Consider the following 19,140-nt stretch of genomic DNA (forward strand, 5'->3'; position numbering starts at 1 on the left):
ATCCCTTTTGTCGCATCAATACGCCCATCCTTACACTTAGGGAGCGTTTAGCAACAGAAGGAGTGCGCGTGCAGCCACGGCTGAGTGTTGTCGTCCCCGTCTACAACGTCGAGCTCTACCTCGACGAGTGCCTGGAGTCCCTGGCGGCACAGACGTTCACGGACTTCGAAGTGATCATGGTGGACGACGGGTCGACCGACGGCAGCGCGGCGATCGCGAAGACCTTCGCGGCGGCCGACCCGCGGTTCCGGCTGATATCCCAGGAGAACAAGGGCCTGGGCGCGGCGCGCAACACGGGTGTGCGGGAGATGTCGCCCGACAGCGAGTACCTCGCGTTCGTGGACAGTGACGACACCCTGCCGGCCACGGCGTACGCACTGATGATCGAGACGCTCGACGAGACCGGCTCGGACTTCGCCGCGGGCAACGTGACGCGCTTCCGCTCCGCCGGACACGTCCAGTCGCCCGTGCACCGCGTGCCCTTCGCGGCGACCCGGCTCCGCACCCACGTGTCGAAGTTCCGCCCGCTGCTCACCGACCGCACCGCGTGGAACAAGGTGTACCGCCGCTCGTTCTGGGAGCGGCACAGCCTCGCGTACCCGGAGGCCATGCTCTACGAGGACGCGCCCGTCAGCGTCCCCGCGCACTACCTCGCCGAATCCGTCGACGTGCTCAGCGAGCCGATCTACAACTGGCGCGAGCGCGAGATCGGCGAGCGCTCCATCACGCAGAACCGCACCAACCCGCAGGGCCTCATCGACCGTGTGAAGTCGATCCGCATGGTCCGCGAGTTCATGCTCGCGCGCGTCGGCGACGACCCGATGTACGCCGAGCACCTGCGGGTCTACGACAACAACGCGCTCGCCGAGGAGATCCCCCTCTTCTGGCGGGTCCTGCCCGGCTCGGACGCCGCCTACCAGGAGGCGTTCCTGGAGCACGTGGGCCGCCTGGTCCGCGAGATCGGCCAGGACGCGGTGCGCGCCCTGCACGTCCCGCACAAGCTGAAGCTGTACCTGACCGTGCACCGGCGCCTCGACGAGCTGATCGCGCAGCTGGAGTTCGAGAAGGAGCACCCCGGCTCGATCCCCGTCACCGGGACGCTGCACCCGAAGGCCGACTACCCCTTCCTCGACCCGGCCGCCCCCGTCCCGGACTCCGTCCTCCGTCTCGACCCCGAGCTGCGGCTGCGCAGCCGCCTCGACGAGGCCGCCTGGCACGACGGCAAGCTGTGGCTGTCCGGCTGGGCGTTCCCGCGCCAGCTCGGCGCCGAGTCGCGGAGCAAGGCGCTCAAGTCACTCATCCTGAAGGAGAAGGGCAGCCGCCGCACGGTGCTCGTGCCCGCGCGCAGCCACCTCGACCCGGAGGCGACGGTGGCGTCCGGCGCCGAGTTCCGGCACGCCGACTGGGCGGGCTTCGGCGCCGTCGTGAACCCCGCGCGGCTGCGGCACCGCGGCAAGTGGGTCGACGGGGTGTGGTACGTGCGGGTCGCCGTGGCCGGCACGGGCTCCACGCCGCGGCGCGGCCCGCTGTACGGCGCGGGCACGGGGTCCGGCCAGACGCCGCCCGCGCACTGGGTCACCGAGGACGTCCGCGTCGCCCCGCAGATCCAGGACGGCGAGCTCGCCATCCGCGTGGAGACGGCGCACGCGCGCGCCCTCGAAGTCCGCGCCGAGGGCGCCGGCCTCGTCGTCCGCGGCGTGCTGCGCACCGCCCCCGACGGCGAGCCCCGGCTGCGCATGCGCCACCGCGAGTCCGGCACGATCCTGACGGCCCCGCTGGAACTCGGCGTCCCGCACGAGGGCCGCGTCCCGTTCACGGCCCGCATCGACACGGCGTCCCTGACCGACATCCGCGAAAACCACGAACGCCTCCGCCCCACCCAGGCAGAACGCTCGATCGCCCGCTGGGACATGTCGGTGGAGATCACCCCGGCTGCCCCTGCTGTGGCCAGCGAGGCCGCTGCTCCTGCTGTGGGCAGGCGTCCCGCACGGCGATGGGGGTCCCCCCTGCTCGAGCGCAGCCGAGAGCTTGGGGGAGGGTGGGCACAGCCCACGGTGCCGGGTGCGGAGACCGAGGCTCCGGTCAAGACGACCCGTCTTGCCCTGATCCTCGACGACAGGGAGGGTTTCTCGGGGGCCCAGTTCGCGCAGGGGGACAGCTCCCGCACCGTCTACGCCCGGCGCAGCCCGGGAGGCTACCTCCAGCTCTGCGACCAGCCCGCCCAACCCCTCGTGGACCACGTCTCCGTGGGTGAGAACGGCACCGTCACCCTCACCGGCAGCTACCCCGCCCAGGGCACCCACGACCTCACCCTCGTCCTCCGCCAGACCTGGTCGGGCCACGAGTACACATTCCCGGCGAAGGCGACGGACGGCCGGTTCGAAACCCGCTTCGTCCCCGCCCCCACCCACCGCTACGCAGGAGAGACCCCGCTCCGAGCGGGCTTCTGGTGGCCCTCCGTGCAGAAGCCGGACGGCTCCCGCACCGCCGTCCAGCTCGCCCCGCCCGTCCACGCGAGCCTCCCCCTGGAGGTGCACGCGCACGGCAAGCGCGTCGAGCTCCAGGCCCGCCAGTACGACCAGCTCGCCCTGATGGCCCACTCCGAGCTGCGTCCCGACGAGCGCAGCCGCCACCGCCAGACCCGCCTGCGCACGGAGGCCTACCCCGCCGCCCGCCACGAGCCGCTGCGCGAGGCCGTCCTGTACGACGTGTTCGGCGGCCGCATGTACGGCGACTCACCGCGCGCCATCCACGAGGAGATGGTCCGCCGCGGCCTGCCCGTCGAGCACCTGTGGGTCGTCAAGGACGGCCAGTGCGAGGTCCCGGCCACCGCGAAGGCGGTCCGCGTGTACAGCCCCGAGTACTACGAGGCGATGGCCCGCTCCCGCTACATCGTCGGCAACACGCACTTCCCGCGCTGGCTGGAGCGGCGCGAGGGCCAGCAGATCGTCCAGACCTGGCACGGCACCCCGCTGAAGCGGATCGGCTTCGACTTCGACAACGACCACTTCGCGAGCACCCAGTACCTCCAGGACCTGGACCGCGAGCGCCACCAGTGGACGATGCTGCTCTCCCCCAACCGGTTCAGCACGCCGATCATGCGCAGCGCCTTCCGGTTCGGCGGCGACGTCGACGGCGAGCTCCTGGAGGCGGGCTACCCGCGCAACGACGTGCTGCTCGCCCCCGACCGCGCCGACCGCGCCGAGCGGGTACGCCGCGCACTCGGCCTGCCCGAGGGCAAGAAGGTGGTCCTGTACGCACCGACGTGGCGTGAGGACAAGCAGCGCCACCGCGGCGGCTTCCTCCTCGACCTGCGCGTCGACCTGGAGAAGGCACGGCGCGAGCTGGGCGACGACCACGTCCTGCTCGTCCGGCCGCACGCGCACATCGTGGAGCCGGTGCCGGGCGCGGGCGACGGCTTCGTGTGGGACGTCGCGAGCTACCCGGACATCATGGACCTGCTCCTGATCGCCGACGTCCTCGTCACCGACTACTCCTCGGTGATGTTCGACTTCGCCGTGACGGGCCGTCCGATGCTGTTCTTCACGTACGACCTGGAGCATTACCGCGACCGCCTGCGCGGCTTCTACTTCGACTTCGAGAAGCGCGCGCCGGGACCGCTGCTGCCCACCTCGGACGAGCTGATCGCCGCGCTGAAGGACATCGACGCGACGAGTGCGCCGTACGCGGAGGCGTACGACGCGTTCCGCGCCGAGTTCTGCGACCTGGACGACGGCGGGGCCGCGCGCCGCGTCGTCGACCGGATGCTCGCCCACCGAGGGGCGGCCACCGCATGAGCACCCACGAGGGGGAGACCGCGATGCCGAACCAGCCGCAGCTGAGCGTCATCGTCCACGGCCGCAACGTACAGGGCCACCTCGGCGCCTGCCTCGACGGCCTGACCGCGCAGGTGGCGCCCGGCGTCGAGGTGATCGTCGCCGCGGTGGGCGCCTCCGCGCAGGCCGCCGCGGCGGGCAGGACCGGCGTCACCGTCGTACCGCTGCCCGAGGGCACGGGCGACGGCGCGGCCCGCACCGCGGGCGCCGAGCGGGCGGCGGGCCGGTGGCTGCACTTCGTGCACAGCAAGGACAGCGTGCCGACGGGCGCCCCGCGCGCCGTCGCCGACCGCACGGCCGACCTGCCGGACGGCGTGGACGGCGTGGACGGCATGAACCGCGTGGACGTCATCGTCGTCGACCACGTCCGCTCGACGTGGCGGCACCAGGGCATGCCGAGCCCCGACGGAAAGCACCTCGCCAAGCTGGGCCGCCGCGACCTGCCGCTCCGCGACTGCCCGAACCTCCTCAAGGTCACGCCGCTGCTCGGCACCCGCGTCCTGCGGGCGGAGTTCTGGCAGGCGCACCGCGAGCACCTGGCCGTCGACGACGAGACGTTCGCCGCGTACGCCGCGCTGCTCCTCGCCGACCGCGCGGCGACACTCGACCAAGTCGCCCTGAACGTACGGGAACTGCGCACGGAGAGCCTGCCCACGGGCCGGCCCGAGGAGCGCTACGGCGTCATCGACCGCTACGAGTCGCTGCTGCGGCTCGCCGCCGGCCTCGGCCTGCCCGCCGCGCCCCGCGCCGCGCTCTACGACGTGATGGTCGGCGACTGCCTGCGGATCATCGCCCGCGAGAACCTGCCCGACCCGGTGCGCAGGGAGTTCTTCCACCGCGCGGCGCGGGCCGCGGTCGCCCTGCGGCCCGCCGGCCACCAGCACCCGGGCGGCCTGGAGGGGGTGCGGCGCCGCCTCCTCGAAGAGGACGCGTACACCAAGTACCGCACCTTCCAGACCGCCAACCAGCAGCGGCGCAAGCTCCGCTCCGCGGTCGTCTCGCGCAAGCACAAGGTGGGCCTCAAGGTCCGCGACCTGCGCTACCGCAGGGCCCTGGACCGCCCCGTCGACCCGGACCTCGCGGTCTTCACCGCCTACTGGGACCGCGGCGTGGCCTGCAACCCCGCGGCGATCGCGGTGAAGCTCGGCGAACTCGCCCCGCACATCCACCCGGTGTGGGTCGTCTCGGCGGCCAACGTGCCGCTGCTGCCGCCCGGCACCGACCACATCGTGCCCGGCACGCCCCGCTACTGGGAGGTGATGGCGCGCGCCAAGTACCTGGTGAACAACGTCAACTTCCCCAACGCGATCGTGAAGCGCCCCGACGCGATCCACCTCCAGACCCACCACGGCACGCCCCTCAAGCGCATGGGCCTCGACCAGCTCGACTACCCGGCGGCGGCCAAGGGCCTCAACTTCCACAGCCTGCTCGCCCGCGTCGACAAGTGGGACTACAGCGTCTCGGCGAACGGCCACTCCACCGAGATGTGGGAGCGCGCCTATCCCTCCAACTACACGTCGCTCGACTACGGTTACCCGCGCAACGACGTCTTCTACAGCGCGACGGCCGCCGACATCCGGGCCGTCCGCGACAGGCTCGGCATCGCGCCCGGCAAGCGGGCGATCCTCTACGCGCCCACCCACCGCGACTACGAGGCGGCCTGGACCCCCCGCCTGGACCTCGCGACACTCGCCGACCGCCTCGGCGAGGACACGGTTCTCCTGGTCCGCGGCCACTACTTCTACGGCGGCGCTGCCTCGCCGCTGGCGGGCCTGCGCAAGAGCGGCCGGGTCGTCGACGTCTCCTCGTACGACCCGGTGGAGGAGCTGGCGCTCGCCGCGGACGCGCTGATCACGGACTACTCGTCCATCATGTTCGACTACGCCAACCTCGACCGCCCCGTCGTCATCTACGCCGACGACTGGGAGACGTACGCGACGACGCGCGGCGTCTACTTCGACCTGATGGCGGAGGCACCCGGCAAGGTGGCGCGCACCCAGGAGGAGCTGACGGAGCTCCTCACCTCCGACGCCTGGCGCGACGAGGAGGCGGGCAAGGCGCGCAGGGCGTTCCGTGAGCGCTTCTGCGAGTACGACGACGGGCGCGCGGCCGAACGTGTCGTACGCCGCGTCTTCCTCGGCGAGAGCGAGGACACCCTGCCGCCCGTCACCCCGGTCGACGAGCGCACCCCGGCACCGACGCCCGAGGAGGCGACGCAGCGATGACGCACACTCCCGATGTGACGGTCACGGTGATCGTCTACAACGACGCGGAACGCCTCCCGCGCGCGGTCGCCTCGCTGCGCCGCCAGACGCACGCGAACATCGAGATCGTCATCAGCGACGACCACTCGACGGACGACACGCCGTCCGTCGCACGGCGCCTCGCGGCGGAGGACGACCGCATCACGTACCTCCGCCTGCCCGAGAACAGCGGCGGATGCAGCGCGCCCCGCAACCGCGCCCTGGAGATCGCGCGCGCCCCGTTCCTGATGTTCCTGGACAGCGACGACGAACTCCCCGAGCGCGCGGTCGAGTTGCTGCTCGCAGCGCACCGCGAACGGGAGGTGGACTTCGTCATGGGTGCGGTGGAGCGGGTCCGGGTGGACACGGGCCGCACGTCCACGTGGATGGCACATTTGGTGGCGGAGCGCCGCACGGTGGAGGGCATCGAGGCGGAACCGGCCCTGTTCTTCGAGCACTTGTCGACGAGCAAGATGTACCGCCGTGAGTTCCTCGACCGGAACGGGCTGCGCTTCCCGGAGGGCATCCACTACGAGGACCAGCTGTTCTCGGCGCAGGCGTACTGCCTCGCGAAGTCCTTCACGGTCATCCCTGACCCCGTCTACCGCTGGTACATAGCGCCCTACGAGGCGGCGGAATCGGCGTCGATATCCAACCAGCGCCACAAGCTGACGAACGTCCGGGACCGCGTCCACGTCCAGCGTCTGATCGACGACTTCATGGAGACGAGCGGCCACACGGGCGCACTCCGCGAGGCGAAGGACTACAAGTTCCTCAAGCACGACTTCCGGATGTACGCGGGTGACCTGCCGTTCCGCGACGAGGAGTGGCTGACGGGCTTCGCCGACATCGTGAACCCGTACCTGGCGGACCTCGCCCCCGGCGCGTACGCCCGCCTCCCCCGCGCCGAACGCGTCGTACTCCGACTGGTGCGCGACAACCGCCTCGCGGAGGCGCAGCTCGCGGCGCGCGGCCTCGGCCACGGGGTGGCGCCGCGCGAGACGTCGGCGGACGCCTCCGGCCGCGTCTACTGGGGCCCGTACGTCCCCGAGTCGGAGAGCTCCCGCTCAGAACTCGACCTCACCGACCAGGGCCTGGACTCCCGGCCCTTCCCGAGCGCGCAGTTCCGCCACGAGATCACACGGGTGGAGCGCGGCCCCGGTGCCTCCGTCGACCTCACCGTCCGCACCTACGACCCCGGCCTGCGCCTCCCCGTCGGCCCCCAGGTGGCCACACTCCTCCTGGCCCCCGGCCGCCGCCGCATGAAGACACCCTTCCGCCTGGACCCCGTCCGCCCCGGCGTCTTCGAGGGCACGGTCCGTCTCGACCTGGCGGCGGCCCCGCTCCCCCTCAACGGCTTCGAGGGCACACGCCACCCGGTCCTGCAACTCACCTCCGGCCAACTCCGCAATACCTCGCTCCTCCTGGCCCCTCTCACCTTCCCCACGCTCAGGGCCCGGGTGGAGTACCGGAGCGGCACGCTCCCCCACGAGGTCACGGTAGAACCGGAGGGCCGCGCCTCGGGCCGCCTCCAACTCCGCTGGACCCCGGTGGGCGTCACATCGAAGGTCATACGCCCCCTGGCCCGCAAGGCAGGCGCGAAGGCGGGTTCCCGGGTCCGCCGGGCGGCGCGGCTGGCGGCGAGTCTGGCGCGCTGACGCCGCTAGTTGCACTTTGTGCAAGTAGATAGAAAAGTTGCAGGCATGATGCACGACGAGCCCCGCACCGACCCCGCCGACCAACTGGCGGTGATCGACTCCGCCCCCGACCTCTCGCGCTCGGCCTCCGTCGGCGAACGCGTCGTCGGCGTCATCACACTCGTGGCGCTGTACGCGGGGCTCTTCATCGCCCTGGAGAGCGATCTGCCGCCGGTGGCGGGGGCCGCCGTGTTCGTCGCCGCCACGCTGCTCCTGCTCGGCTGGAACGGGCACCACGACGGGGCGGCCCGGCGGCGCCCCCACACCAAGGTGGAGATGGCGGTCCGGTTCTGCGGCGTCGTCTTCCTCTGCATGCCGGGCGCGGAGCTGATCTTCGGCGAGGGTCCCGGCTCGGTCGCCGGCCACCTCGTGTCGGCCGCGCTGCCCACCGCCGCGGCCGCCGTCTACTTCGTGCTGCGCTGGAGGCGGTGAGAGGTGGCCGACGACACGGCGGCGAGACCGCCGCGGGAGGCCCTGGCCAATCTCATCCACTCCCCGAACCGCCTGGCCATCATCGCCGTCCTCAACCGGGTCCAGCACGTCGCCTTCGCCGAACTGCGCGACAGCCTGCACCTGACGACGCCCGAACTGTCCCGGCAAATCGCGATCCTGGAGAAGGAAGGGATGGTGGAGGTGGCCAAACTGCGGATCAAGCGGGTGCCCGTCACCCACGTCCGCCTCTCCGACTCCGGGCGCGAGCGGTTCACGGCCTACCTGGCCGACCTGCGCGCCATCGTGGAGGGCAGGGGCGAGAAGGGACGCGGGGGCGAGGACTGACGGTCCACCCGCCAATCCCCGGCCCCCGCTGCCCCGTTCAGCTCATCGCGGTCAGGCGGCCGGCGCGAAGGACGCGGCGTCGCGGCCCGCGAAGGAGAGCGGTGAGCGTCAACTGCCCGCTGTCGCAACGCGGCCGCCCCCTCCCCGCCCACCCGTACCGAGCGCACCCGAGGCGATGCCCCTGCCTCACCCCTCACACTGCAGGGTCGGCCTTGAAGACCAGCCACACGGTTTTGCCTGGAACATGCGCCGTGACACCGAAGTCGTCACTCAGAGCCACCGCGAGAAGAAGCCCTCGCCCACCCTCCTCGTCCGCGTCAACAGCGACGCACGGCACCTTCAGCTGCCCACACCCGCTGTCACGAACCTCGATTCGAATGACCGTCTCGTCGGCGATGATCGACAGGCAGAACTCCTGCCCGATTGGGACACCGTGCAGGACAGCGTTCGTGGCGAGTTCGGAGACGCAGAGCCGGATGTCGTTCTGCCGTGCCGTTATGCCCCACTCGACGAGGGTTTCGACAGCGAAGGCGCGTGCGGCACCCACAGATCTGTCATCTCGGGGAAATCGTCGTTGCCGTGACAGGGGCACGGTGAACCACCGCCTAGTTCCTGGGCTGTACGATCGCGGGGAACCTATCGCTATTCGCGAAAAGCAGCAAGGATGGGCCAAGGCGACCACGCCCTGTGATTCGCTTAACGTGTAAAGCGGCAAGGTCGCCCGCCACCACTCTCAGGAGGACACCGTGAGCGACAGCACGTGGGTCAGCACCTCAATGCCGTACCTGAAGCCCCGCGCGGAGGGACAGTCCGACGCCTGGGGCGAGGAGGCCGCTGCCCGCGGAGGCAAGGGCACTCAGCGCATCGCACACGCCGGCGAGGTCCCGGCACCGGACGACGTCGCAGCCCTGCTCGACCTCGCCCCCGGAGACCCGGTCGTCGTCCGCCGGCGCATCATCGAACTCGACGGCGAGCCCTGCGAATTGACGGACACCTACTACCCCGCCACCATCGCCGGCGGCACGCCTCTCGCCGAGACGGGCAAAATCCGTGGCGGAGCCGTGACTCTCCTCGCCGGCCTCGGCCACGTCGGCGTACGCGTCCGCGAAGACGTGACCGCCCGCATGCCCGACGCCGACGAACGCGAAGCCCTGCGCCTGGGCCCGGACATGCCGGTTCTCCGGCTGAGCAGAGTGACGCTGGACGGCGATGACCACCCGATCCAGGCCGACATGATGCTCATGCCCGCACACCGCCAGCAGCTGCGTTACGAGATCAGGATCGGATGACAGTGCCCCACACCGACGACAGCGCCGCCGACCGGCGTTCGCTGCACGAGCGCATCGCCGCGGACCTCCGAGACGAGATCATGAGCGGCGACCTGGCTCCAGGCGCCCATGTGCCGTCGACCGCTCAGCTCAAGATCCGTTTCGACGCCTCCAATGCGACCATCCAGAAGGCGCTCCAGGTACTCAAGGACGAACACCTTGTCATCGGGCGGGCAGGGGCTGCCGTCACCGTTCGCGACCACCGCCAGCGGACCATGCGGCCCGCCTCGTACATGGCCCCGGCCCCGTCTGGGGAGCCCTACCGCTGGCTCACCGAGGTGACGAAGCACAGCACGACGGCCCGCAGCGACCTGCTGGATGTCGCAGAGGTCCAGCCTCCCGCCGATGTCTCAGCCGCCCTGAACATCTCCGAAGGCGGAACAGCGGTCCTCCGCCACCAACTCCTCACCATCAATGACGAGCCGGCCGAACTGGTCAAGTCCTACTACCCGTTGGAGATCGCCGAAGGCACCGCCATCACGGGTAGAAGGAAGATCAGGGGCGGCACCCCGGCCCTGCTCGCCGAACTCGGTTTCCCTCCCCGGCTGAGCGTGGACCGCGTGTCGGCCAGAGTGCCCACCCAGGAGCAGTACCAAGCCCTGCGCCTCCCCAGCAACCTGCCCGTCCTCCGCACCCTGCGCGTCGTCTACAGCGATGCCGACCGCCCCATCGAAGCCACCGTGATGGTGAAGGCAGGGCACCTCTACGAGTTGCAGTACGAGTTCACCCCCGGCTGACCCGAGAGGCCCCCCACCCTGCCCGCACCTCGTACAACACCTGCCCCTTGGGCCCCGTAGCAGCCCGCCGCAGCGCAGGATCACCGTCCCTCAGCCCTCCGTCCCCCGGGTACTCCACAATCCACCGCACCCCGTACCGCCGCAGCACGTCCAGCCGCTCCGCACGGGGCGTGCCCGGCGCGAAGTAGTTCCGTACCGCTTCCACCCGCTCCTCCTGGTCCGGCAGGAAGAAGTCCGGGTAGCCGGGGGCGACCGTGTAGGGGCCGTACGCGGGGATCTGGCGGGCGGGAAAGGTCTTGGCGAGGACCACGTCGCCGTACTTGACCTGCGGTGCCAGCCAGTCGTAACCGGTCCACGGCTCCTTGTACTTGGCGGCCACCGGGCCGGGCAGGGCCCCCTTCGGAAGCACGTACCCCAGCGTCCCCGCCTGCGTCCACGCCCCGGCGAGCAGCGCCGCGCCGAGCACCGCCGCGAAGGCGCGCCGCACGCCCGCCCGGCCCGCCTCGAAGACCTCCAGCGCCGCCGCCACCTGCGCCGGGATCAGGGCCGCCGGCAGCACCCTGCCCCAGGAGTAGTGGCCGGTCAGGCCGCCCACCGTGAACATCGCGGCGCCGAGGAGGAAGAACAGGACCAAGGGGTCCCTGCGGTCCCTGCGCAGGCGCATCGCCAGCGCGGCCACGCCCGGAAGGGCCAGACCGAAGTGCGCCGCCAGGTCCCGGTAGAGCGAGCGGTGGATGCCCTCCAGATCGCTCACTCCGAAAAGGTCGAAGAAGGAGTAGTAGGGCCAGGCGAGGAGGATGAGAACACCCGCGGCCAGGCCGGCCGCCAGCCGCCTCAGCGCCGCCCGCGTCGGCCACGGCCGCGCGCCCAGCACCATCGCCAGCGCCCCGAACGACGCGACCACACCCGTGAACTGATGACTCAGCAGCGTCACCGCCCACAGCGCCCCGAGCCCCAGGAAGGCGAGCCACCCCGCGCCCTCCGCCGCCAGGGCCTTCCGCAGCAGCGCCCACAAGTGGAAGGAGAGGCCCAGCGCGAGCGTACTCGGGTAAGAGACCGTCAGGGCCAGGGAGTTGAGGCCGGTGAAGCCGCTCCAGTTGAAGAGCCCCGGGCCCCAGAGCAGGAGCAGACAGAGCAGGGCCAGCGGCGGCGCGCCGCGCCGGGTGCTCAGCGTGCGTACGAAGTGCCAGGCCCCCGTGACCAGCAGCCCCAGCCCCACCAGCGCGGCCACCCGCAGCACGACGAACGTGCCGAGTCCCGTCGCCTTGGCCAGGCAGCCGAGCAGCAGCATCCAGGGCGAGTAGTACGGGCTCGGGGTGTCGGCGTCGACCAGGGGGTTGCCCGGGTCGGTCAGGTCGTGGCGCAGGCGTTCGACGGTCGCCGCGTGGATGCCGAGGTCGCCCGCCCAGGGCAGGCGCACGATGACGAGGAGGAGCAGGACCAGGAGAACCAGGAGGAGGAACCCCGGGATCCGTATGAGCCCTTTAGTGGCGACGCGCATCGTGCTGGAAGACCCACGTCCGGTAGACCAGGAAGCGGAACGCCGAGGCGAGGACGATCGAGAGGGCCTTGGCGATGTTCGAGCCGAGCGGCCCGCTCATGTCCGCCCCGTGGTACGCCGCGTAGAACAGGACGCTCTCCATCGCCACGCCGATCCCGCTGAACGCGAAGAAGAGCGCGATCTGCCGCTTGGTGCGCGAGGCGCGGTCGCGGTAGGCGAAGAAGCGGAACCCGAGGTAGTTCGTGCCCATGGCGACGCAGCTGGCCAGCACCGTCGCCGCCATCGGGCCCGCGGCGGCGAAGCCGTGCAGCAGCAGGTTGAAGACGACCAGGTTCACGGCGACACCACTGCCGCCGACCAGGCCGAACTTCACGACCTCCAGGAACAGCCGTCGCAGGCGGGCGAGGGAGAACCGGGGAGCGGGAGTAGGGGCAGGGGTGGGAGCGGGCATCGGGGCGGGGACGGCGGGATTCCGCGCGGCCGCCTCAGCTGCGGCCGCAGACGCACCCGCAGCCACCCCCGCACCCGCGCCCGCACCCGCCGACACCTCATGCAAAGTAGGCACACTCATCCCCGTACCCCCGAGCCCCGCGCCCCCGAGCCCCCCGCTCTCCCGTCCAGCCGCAGCCGCCACGGCATGACGACCGACTCCAGCTGCACCATCAGGTTCATCTTCGACTCGCCGACCGTGCGGTCCTCGAAGTGGATCGGGACCTCCATGACGCCGAAGCCGCGGCGCAGCGCCCGGTACTTCATCTCGACCTGGAAGCTGTAGCCCGCGCTGTTCACGGAGGCGAGGTCGATAGCGCGCAGGGCGTCGGCGCGCCACAGGTTGAAGCCGCCGGTGATGTCGCGGAGGCGGGTGCCGAGGATGGTGCCCGCGTAGGCGTTGGCCCAGCGGGAGAGCAGTCTGCGGTGGGCCCCCCACGCGTCGGAGAGCGTGCCTCCCTGGATGTACCGGCTGCCGACGACGACGCCCGCGTCCGTGGCGAGGGCGACGCCGAGCAGTTCGGCGGCCTTCTCCACGGGGTGGCTGCCGTCGGCGTCCATCTGGAGGACGTAGTGCGCGCCCTCGGCGACGGCCCGCGCCATGCCCGCCGCGTAGGCGCGGCCGAGGCCGTCCTTCTCGGTGCGGTGCAGGACGCTCATGCGGGCGCTGCCGTACCGCTCGGCGAAGCGTTCGGCGATGTCGCCGGTGCCGTCCGGGCTGGAGTCGTCGACGACGAGGAGGCGCAGGCCCGGCAGCGGGAGCGCCATCAGGGCCTCCGCCATGCCGGGCAGGCTGCCCGCTTCGTTGTACGTCGGCATGACGACGGTCAGCGGCGTCGCGGCCCACGCCTCGGGCAGCCGGGCGGCGAGGCTCTCCGACATGTCCTGAGGGAGGTTCACAGTCATGGCTCAAGCCCTTCAATGGTCGGAGATACCGTCGGACGACCAACGGACGGCCATCAGACAATCTCACCCACCTTAGACCGAATGTCTGAATTGATGGGGTATGGCGAGGTATGGCGAATGTCATCACCCATTCCGCTCCGCGGAGGCAACCATTCCGCTCGCGCCGCACTCCGCTACGCGCAAGGGGGCGCCCCGGGCCGAGAACGGCCGGGGCGCCCCCTCTCCGTCACCTACCAGACATCACGAATGCGTGCGCAGCAACGTCCGCATCGTCCGCATCGCCACCGACAGGTTCGCCAGGTCGAACGCGTCCGAGCTCTGGATCTCCTCCAGCGTCGTCCGCGCCCGGCTCAGGATCGGGGCGTTCTTCTCCTCCCACGCCTTGAAGCGCTGCTCCGGCGTGGAGGTGCCGTTGCCGACGGCGAGGACGTCCGCGGTCAGCGCGGCGTGCGCCGCGTACAGGTCCTCGCGGATGGAGGCGCGCGCCATGGACTGCCAGCGGTCGGCCCGCGGCAGCTCGATGATGCGGTCCATGAGCTGGGTGATGCGGAGCCGGTCGGCGAGGTCGTAGTACACCTCGGCGACGGCCATCGGCTCCTTGCCCGTCCGCTCGGCGACGGCGACGATGTCGAGCGCCGGGAAGGCGGACGAGAACCCGGCGACACGGCGGGCCAGCTCCTCGGGCACACCCGCCGCGGTCAGCTCGTCGCGGATGCCCTGGTACCACTCCAGGTCGGAGCCGCGCAGCAGCTGCGGCAGCTCGGCCCAGACCTCGGCGACGCCCTTGCTGAAGAAGTCGATCGTCTCGGCGAGCTGGAGCGGCTGCGGCCGGTTGTTGAGCAGCCAGCGCGAGCCGCGCTCGACGAGGCGCCGCGAGTGCAGCCTGACCCGGGTCTGGACGTCGGCGGCCACGACGTTGTCGAGCGCCTCGACCGCGTCCCACACCTCGCTCAGGCCGAAGATCTCGCGGGCGGCGAGCTGCGCCCGCACGATCTCCTCCAGCGAGGCGCCCGTCTCCTCCCGCAGCCGGTGCAGGAAGGTCGAACCGCCGGTGTTCACCGTGTCGTTGACGAGGACGGTCGTGATGATCTCGCGGCGCAGCGCGTGCCCGTCGACCTGCTCGGGGAACTTCTCGTGCAGGGCCTTCGGGAAGTACGCGTGGAGCAGCCGCCGCAGGTACGCGTCGTCGGGCAGCGTCGTCTGGATCAGCTCGTCCGCGGCCGTGATCTTCGTGTAGGCGAGGAGCACGGCGAGCTCGGGCTGGGAGAGGCCGCGGCCGGAGTTGAGCAGCTCGCGGATCTGCCGGTCGTTCGGCAGGAACTCAAGGCCCCGGTCGAGGTGGCCCTGCTTGCCGAGCCTGCGCATGAACCGCTGGTGGGCGTGGAGCAGGGACGACGACTGGGCGACGGCGTTGGCGAGCGCGGTGTTCTGCGCGTAGTTGTTGCGGAGCACCAGCCGGCCGACCTCGTCGGTCATCTCGGCGAGCAGCTTGTTGCGCTGCTTGACCGTCATGTCGCCGTTGGCCACGACCGCGTTGAGCAGGATCTTGATGTTCACCTCGTGGTCGGAGGTGTCCACGCCCGCGCTGTTGTCGATGGCGTCGGTGTTGATGCGGCCGCCGGCGCGCGCGAACTCGATGCGGCCCAGCTGGGTGAGCCCGAGGTTGCCGCCCTCGCCGACGACCTTGACGCGCAGCTCCTGGCCGTCCACGCGGATCGCGTCGTTGGCCTTGTCGCCGACGTCGGCGTTGGACTCGGCCGACGACTTCACGTACGTACCGATGCCGCCGTTCCACAGCAGGTCGACGGGGGCCTGGAGGATGGCCTTCATCAGGTCGGCCGGGGTCATCTTGGCGATCTTGCCCTCGATGCCGAGGGCCTCGCGGATCTGGGCGTTGAGCTGGATCGCCTTGGCGCTGCGCGGGAAGATCCCGCCGCCCGCGGAGAGCAGCTCCTTGTTGTAGTCGGCCCAGGAGGAGCGGGGCAGCTCGAAGAGGCGGCGGCGCTCGGCGTACGAGGTCGCGGCGTCCGGCTTCGGGTCGATGAAGATGTGCCGGTGGTCGAAGGCGGCGACGAGCCTGATGTGCTCGGAGAGCAGCATGCCGTTGCCGAACACGTCACCGGACATGTCGCCGACGCCGACGACCGTGAAGTCCTCGGACTGGGTGTCGCAGCCCAGCTCCCGGAAGTGCCGCTTCACGGACTCCCAGGCGCCGCGGGCGGTGATGCCCATGCCCTTGTGGTCGTAGCCCGCCGAACCGCCGGAGGCGAAGGCGTCGCCCAGCCAGAAGTCGTACGACTCGGCGACCTGGTTGGCGATGTCGGAGAACGTCGCGGTGCCCTTGTCGGCCGCGACCACCAGGTAGGTGTCGTCCTCGTCGTGCCGGACGACGTCCGCCGGGGGCACGACCTCGCCGGCCACCAGGTTGTCGGTGATGTCGAGCAGCGCGGAGATGAAGGTCTTGTAGCAGGCGACGCCCTCCGCCAGCCACGCGTCGCGGTCCACGGACGGGTCGGGCAGCTGCTTGGCGACGAAGCCGCCCTTGGCGCCGACGGGCACGATGACGGTGTTCTTCACCATCTGTGCCTTCACGAGGCCCAGGATCTCGGTCCGGAAGTCTTCCCTCCGGTCGGACCAGCGCAGGCCGCCGCGCGCCACCTTGCCGAACCGCAGGTGGACGCCCTCGACGCGGGGCGAGTACACCCAGATCTCGTACGCGGGACGGGGCGCCGGCAGGTCGGGGATGGCCTGCGGGTCGAACTTCATGGAGACGTAGTTGTGCGGCTCGCCGCCCTCCGCCGTCTGGAAGAAGTTCGTCCGCAGCGTCGCCTTGATGACGGTGAGGAAGGACCGCAGGATCCGGTCCTCGTCCAGGGAGGCCACCTGGTCGAGCGCGCCGTCCAGCTCCTCCAGGAGCCCGTCGGTCAGCTCGGTGCCCGCGCGCTGGCGGTCCGGCGACATCCGCGCCTCGAAGAGGGAGACGAGCAGCCGCGTCGTGTGGACGTTGTTGCGGAGGGTGTCCTCCATGTAGTCCTGGCTGAACGTCGAACCGGCCTGGCGCAGGTACTTCGCGTAGGCACGGAGGACCATGGCCTGCCGCCAGTTGAGCCCGGCGCGCAGCACCAGCGAGTTGAACCCGTCGACCTCGGCGGCGCCGGTCCAGGCGGCGGCGAAGGCCTCCTGGAAGCGCTCGCGGCCGTCGTCGCCGAGATAGTCGCCGTTGCCGTTCGGGGACTTGGGCATGCGCAGGCCGAAGTCGTAGATCCACGCGTGCTTGCGGTCCGCGCAGCGCAGCTCGTACGGACGCTCGTCGGTGACCTCGACGCCGAGGCGCTGAAGCACGGGCAGCACCGCGGAGAGGGAGACCTGCTCACCGGTGCGGTAGATCTTGAAACGGCGCTCGCCGGGGGCGGCGCCCACCGGCTCGTACAGGGAGAGGGCGAAGTCCTTGTCGTCGTGGCCGAGCTGCTCCAGGTGCTGGAGGTCGGCGACGGCGGCGCGCGGCGTGTGGTCGGCCTTGTAGCCCTCGGGGAAGGCGCTCCCGTACCGGCGCAGGAGCTCGGCGGCGCGCTCCTCGCCGCACTCGGCGGTCAGCGCCTCGGCGAAGCCGTCGGCCCAGGAGCGGGCGGCGTCGACGAGCCGCGCCTCGATGCGCTCGACGTCGGCGTCGGAGAGGTCGGGGACCTCGCCGCCCTTGGGCACGCGCACCACGAAGTGGATGCGGGAGAGGATCGACTCGGTGTTCCAGGCGGTGAAGTCGACGCTGGCGCCGTTCAGCTCCTCCTTGAGGATGTCGATGATCCGCAGCCGGACGCCGGTGGTGTAGCGGTCGCGCGGCAGGTAGACCAGCGCGGAGTAGTACCGCCCGTACTCGTCCTTGCGCAGGTAGAGCCGGAGCCGGCGCCGCTCCTGGAGGTAGAGGACGCTGGTGACGATGGCTCGCAGCTCGTCGGCGGGCGTCTGGAAGAGCTCGTCGCGCGGGTACGTCTCCAGGATCTGGAGCAGGTCGCGCCCGTCGTGGCTGTTGGCCGAGAACCCGGCGCCCTTCAGCACCTCCGCGACCTTGCGGCGGATGACGGGCACGCGGCGCACGGACTCCGTGTACGCGGCGGACGAGAAGAGCCCGAGGAAGCGCCGCTCGCCGATGACGTTGCCCTCGGCGTCGAACTTCTTCACGCCGACGTAGTCGAGGTAGCTGGGCCGGTGGACCGTCGCCCGGCTGTTGGCCTTCGTCAGCACCAGGAGACGGTGCTCGCGGGCCTTGGCGCGCGCGTCGGCGGGCAGCCGGTTGAAGGACGGGCTCACCGGGTGGTGGTCGTCGCTGTCGTGCTTCGGGTCGGCGCGCAGGATGCCGAGGCCGGTGCCGGGGACGGCGGCGAGGGAGTCGTCGTCCGTGAGGTCGTACTCACGGAAGCCGAGGAACGTGAAGTGGTTGTCGGCGAGCCAGCGCAGCAGCTCGCGGGCCTCCTCGACCTCCTGGTCGGGCAGGTCCCCCGCGGTCGGCTCGGTGGGCAGCTCGTCGGCGATGCGCAGCGCGGCGTCGCGCATCTTCTCCCAGTCCTCGACGGTCTCGCGCACATCGCTGAGGATCCGCAGCAGGTCGGCGGTGATCTGCTTCAGGTCGGCGCGGTCCGTCTCGCGGTCCATCTCGACGTGGATCCACGACTCGACGAGCGCGTCGTGCGGCCGCTCGCCGCCGGCTCCCTCGGTCGGCACCTCCAGGAGCTTTCCGGTCACGTCACGCCGCACGATGACCTGCGGGTGGATCACGACGTGGATGCCGCGGCCCTGCCGGGACAGCTCATTGGTGACGGAGTCGACGAGGAAGGGCATGTCGTCGGTGACCACCTCGACGACGGAGTGGCTGCACGTCCAGCCGTTCTCCTCGACCGTCGGGGTGTGGACCCGCACGTTGGCCGTCCCCTGGGGGCGGTTCTCGGCGAGCCGGTAGTGGGAGAAGGCGGCACCGAAGACGTCGACCGGGTCGCGGTCGGCCAGGTCCTCGGGGGCGGTGTGCAGGTAGTAGCGCTGGAGGAACGCGAGAGCCGTGTCCTGGTCCGGCGTGGCCTCGCTCGTCGTCCCGGTCGGTGCACCGCTCGGCAGGCGCCCTCCGACCGGGCTGTTCTCAGCGACCCGGGCGGCCCTCGCGAGCAGCTCGGCCTTGGCTTCGTCCAGCTTGGTCTGCATTGTCCTCTGACTCCTGTCGCGCGCCATTGCGTGACGTAGAAGGAAGTGATGTGCCGTGACGCCGCGGACCGGGGTCTCCGGCCGGAATCGACGTTATGCCGCGGTGCGGGAAGAGCGGTCGGCTTTCCGCCATTCTCAGCGGTTCCGCTGACGGATGGCAGGCCCGGCCGGTCCGGCCGCACCGCGAAGAAGCGTCAGCGAGGCCCCGGGCACGGTTGTCCACCGTGTTCCCCGGGCGCAGGGCGGGGGCGTCCATGCCCCCGCGGGATATCGCGCTGATCACGGGTCAAGGCTATCGCTCCCCACCCGGAAGCCGTCATGAGCCGTATGTGTACAAAAGCGGGGGCAGAACTTTGACACTCTGCACAGTGACCCCGGCCGCCACCCCCTCTTGGCAAACGGCCCCCGCGCGGGCACGTTGGCGGGAGGTGCGGCCGAC

12 protein-coding genes are annotated in these 19,140 nt (G+C 71.0%); 7 read left to right on the forward strand and 5 right to left on the reverse strand.

Features of this window, described 5'->3' with window-relative positions; genetic code table 11:
- Positions 1-68 precede the first annotated feature (68 nt).
- Genes ACZ4Z4_RS04340 through ACZ4Z4_RS04360 form a run of 5 tightly spaced genes read left to right on the forward strand, consistent with a single transcriptional unit; the run spans position 69 to position 8,553 of the window.
- Complete coding sequence (locus ACZ4Z4_RS04340) at positions 69-3,797, forward strand: bifunctional glycosyltransferase/CDP-glycerol:glycerophosphate glycerophosphotransferase (RefSeq protein WP_468321874.1); 3,729 nt, start codon at positions 69-71, stop codon at positions 3,795-3,797.
- A complete protein-coding gene (locus tag ACZ4Z4_RS04345) occupies positions 3,794-6,061 on the forward strand; it encodes a CDP-glycerol glycerophosphotransferase family protein (protein WP_468321877.1) in 2,268 nt (755 codons plus the stop codon). The genes ACZ4Z4_RS04340 and ACZ4Z4_RS04345 overlap by 4 nt, the downstream gene beginning before the upstream one ends.
- On the forward strand, positions 6,058-7,737 hold the full coding sequence (locus ACZ4Z4_RS04350; protein WP_468321880.1) for a glycosyltransferase family 2 protein: 1,680 nt from the start codon (positions 6,058-6,060) through the stop codon (positions 7,735-7,737). Before ACZ4Z4_RS04345 ends, ACZ4Z4_RS04350 begins: the two co-directional genes overlap by 4 nt.
- 45 nt (positions 7,738-7,782) lie before the next feature.
- On the forward strand, positions 7,783-8,208 hold the full coding sequence (locus ACZ4Z4_RS04355; RefSeq protein WP_468321882.1) for a hypothetical protein: 426 nt from the start codon (positions 7,783-7,785) through the stop codon (positions 8,206-8,208).
- Positions 8,209-8,211: 3 nt separating this feature from the next.
- Positions 8,212-8,553: a transcriptional regulator gene (locus ACZ4Z4_RS04360; protein WP_468321884.1), complete on the forward strand. Its 342-nt coding sequence runs from the start codon at positions 8,212-8,214 to the stop codon at positions 8,551-8,553.
- Positions 8,554-8,746: 193 nt separating this feature from the next.
- On the opposite strand, the gene ACZ4Z4_RS04365 is transcribed toward ACZ4Z4_RS04360, so the two are convergent.
- Entirely contained in the window at positions 8,747-9,145 is a 399-nt protein-coding gene (locus tag ACZ4Z4_RS04365) for an ATP-binding protein (RefSeq protein WP_468321887.1), read from the reverse strand.
- Positions 9,146-9,299: 154 nt separating this feature from the next.
- Between ACZ4Z4_RS04365 and ACZ4Z4_RS04370 the strand changes: the two genes are divergently transcribed.
- Both ACZ4Z4_RS04370 and ACZ4Z4_RS04375 read left to right on the forward strand, forming a co-directional pair.
- Positions 9,300-9,842: a GntR family transcriptional regulator gene (locus tag ACZ4Z4_RS04370; RefSeq protein ID WP_468321890.1), complete on the forward strand. Its 543-nt coding sequence runs from the start codon at positions 9,300-9,302 to the stop codon at positions 9,840-9,842.
- A complete protein-coding gene (locus ACZ4Z4_RS04375; RefSeq protein ID WP_468321894.1) occupies positions 9,839-10,618 on the forward strand; it encodes a GntR family transcriptional regulator in 780 nt (259 codons plus the stop codon). The genes ACZ4Z4_RS04370 and ACZ4Z4_RS04375 overlap by 4 nt, the downstream gene beginning before the upstream one ends.
- Here ACZ4Z4_RS04375 and ACZ4Z4_RS04380 read toward each other — a convergent pair.
- The 4 genes from ACZ4Z4_RS04380 to ACZ4Z4_RS04395 all read right to left on the reverse strand — a co-directional run bounded on the left by ACZ4Z4_RS04380 (position 10,605) and on the right by ACZ4Z4_RS04395 (position 18,701).
- Positions 10,605-12,119, reverse strand: a complete 1,515-nt coding sequence (locus ACZ4Z4_RS04380) for a hypothetical protein (protein ID WP_468321896.1) — start codon at positions 12,117-12,119, stop codon at positions 10,605-10,607. The two genes, ACZ4Z4_RS04375 and ACZ4Z4_RS04380, sit on opposite strands and share 14 nt — an antisense overlap.
- Entirely contained in the window at positions 12,103-12,570 is a 468-nt protein-coding gene (locus tag ACZ4Z4_RS04385) for a GtrA family protein (RefSeq protein ID WP_468321898.1), read from the reverse strand. The genes ACZ4Z4_RS04380 and ACZ4Z4_RS04385 overlap by 17 nt, the downstream gene beginning before the upstream one ends.
- 116 nt (positions 12,571-12,686) lie before the next feature.
- Positions 12,687-13,514 carry a polyprenol monophosphomannose synthase gene (locus ACZ4Z4_RS04390; protein WP_468321901.1) on the reverse strand — a complete coding sequence of 276 codons (828 nt, stop codon included), beginning with the start codon at positions 13,512-13,514 and terminating at the stop codon, positions 12,687-12,689.
- Between the two features lie 240 nt (positions 13,515-13,754).
- Positions 13,755-18,701 carry an NAD-glutamate dehydrogenase gene (locus tag ACZ4Z4_RS04395; RefSeq protein ID WP_468321904.1) on the reverse strand — a complete coding sequence of 1,649 codons (4,947 nt, stop codon included), beginning with the start codon at positions 18,699-18,701 and terminating at the stop codon, positions 13,755-13,757.
- Positions 18,702-19,140 lie beyond the last annotated feature (439 nt).

Source organism: Streptomyces sp. NPDC030245 (genome assembly GCF_055572995.1).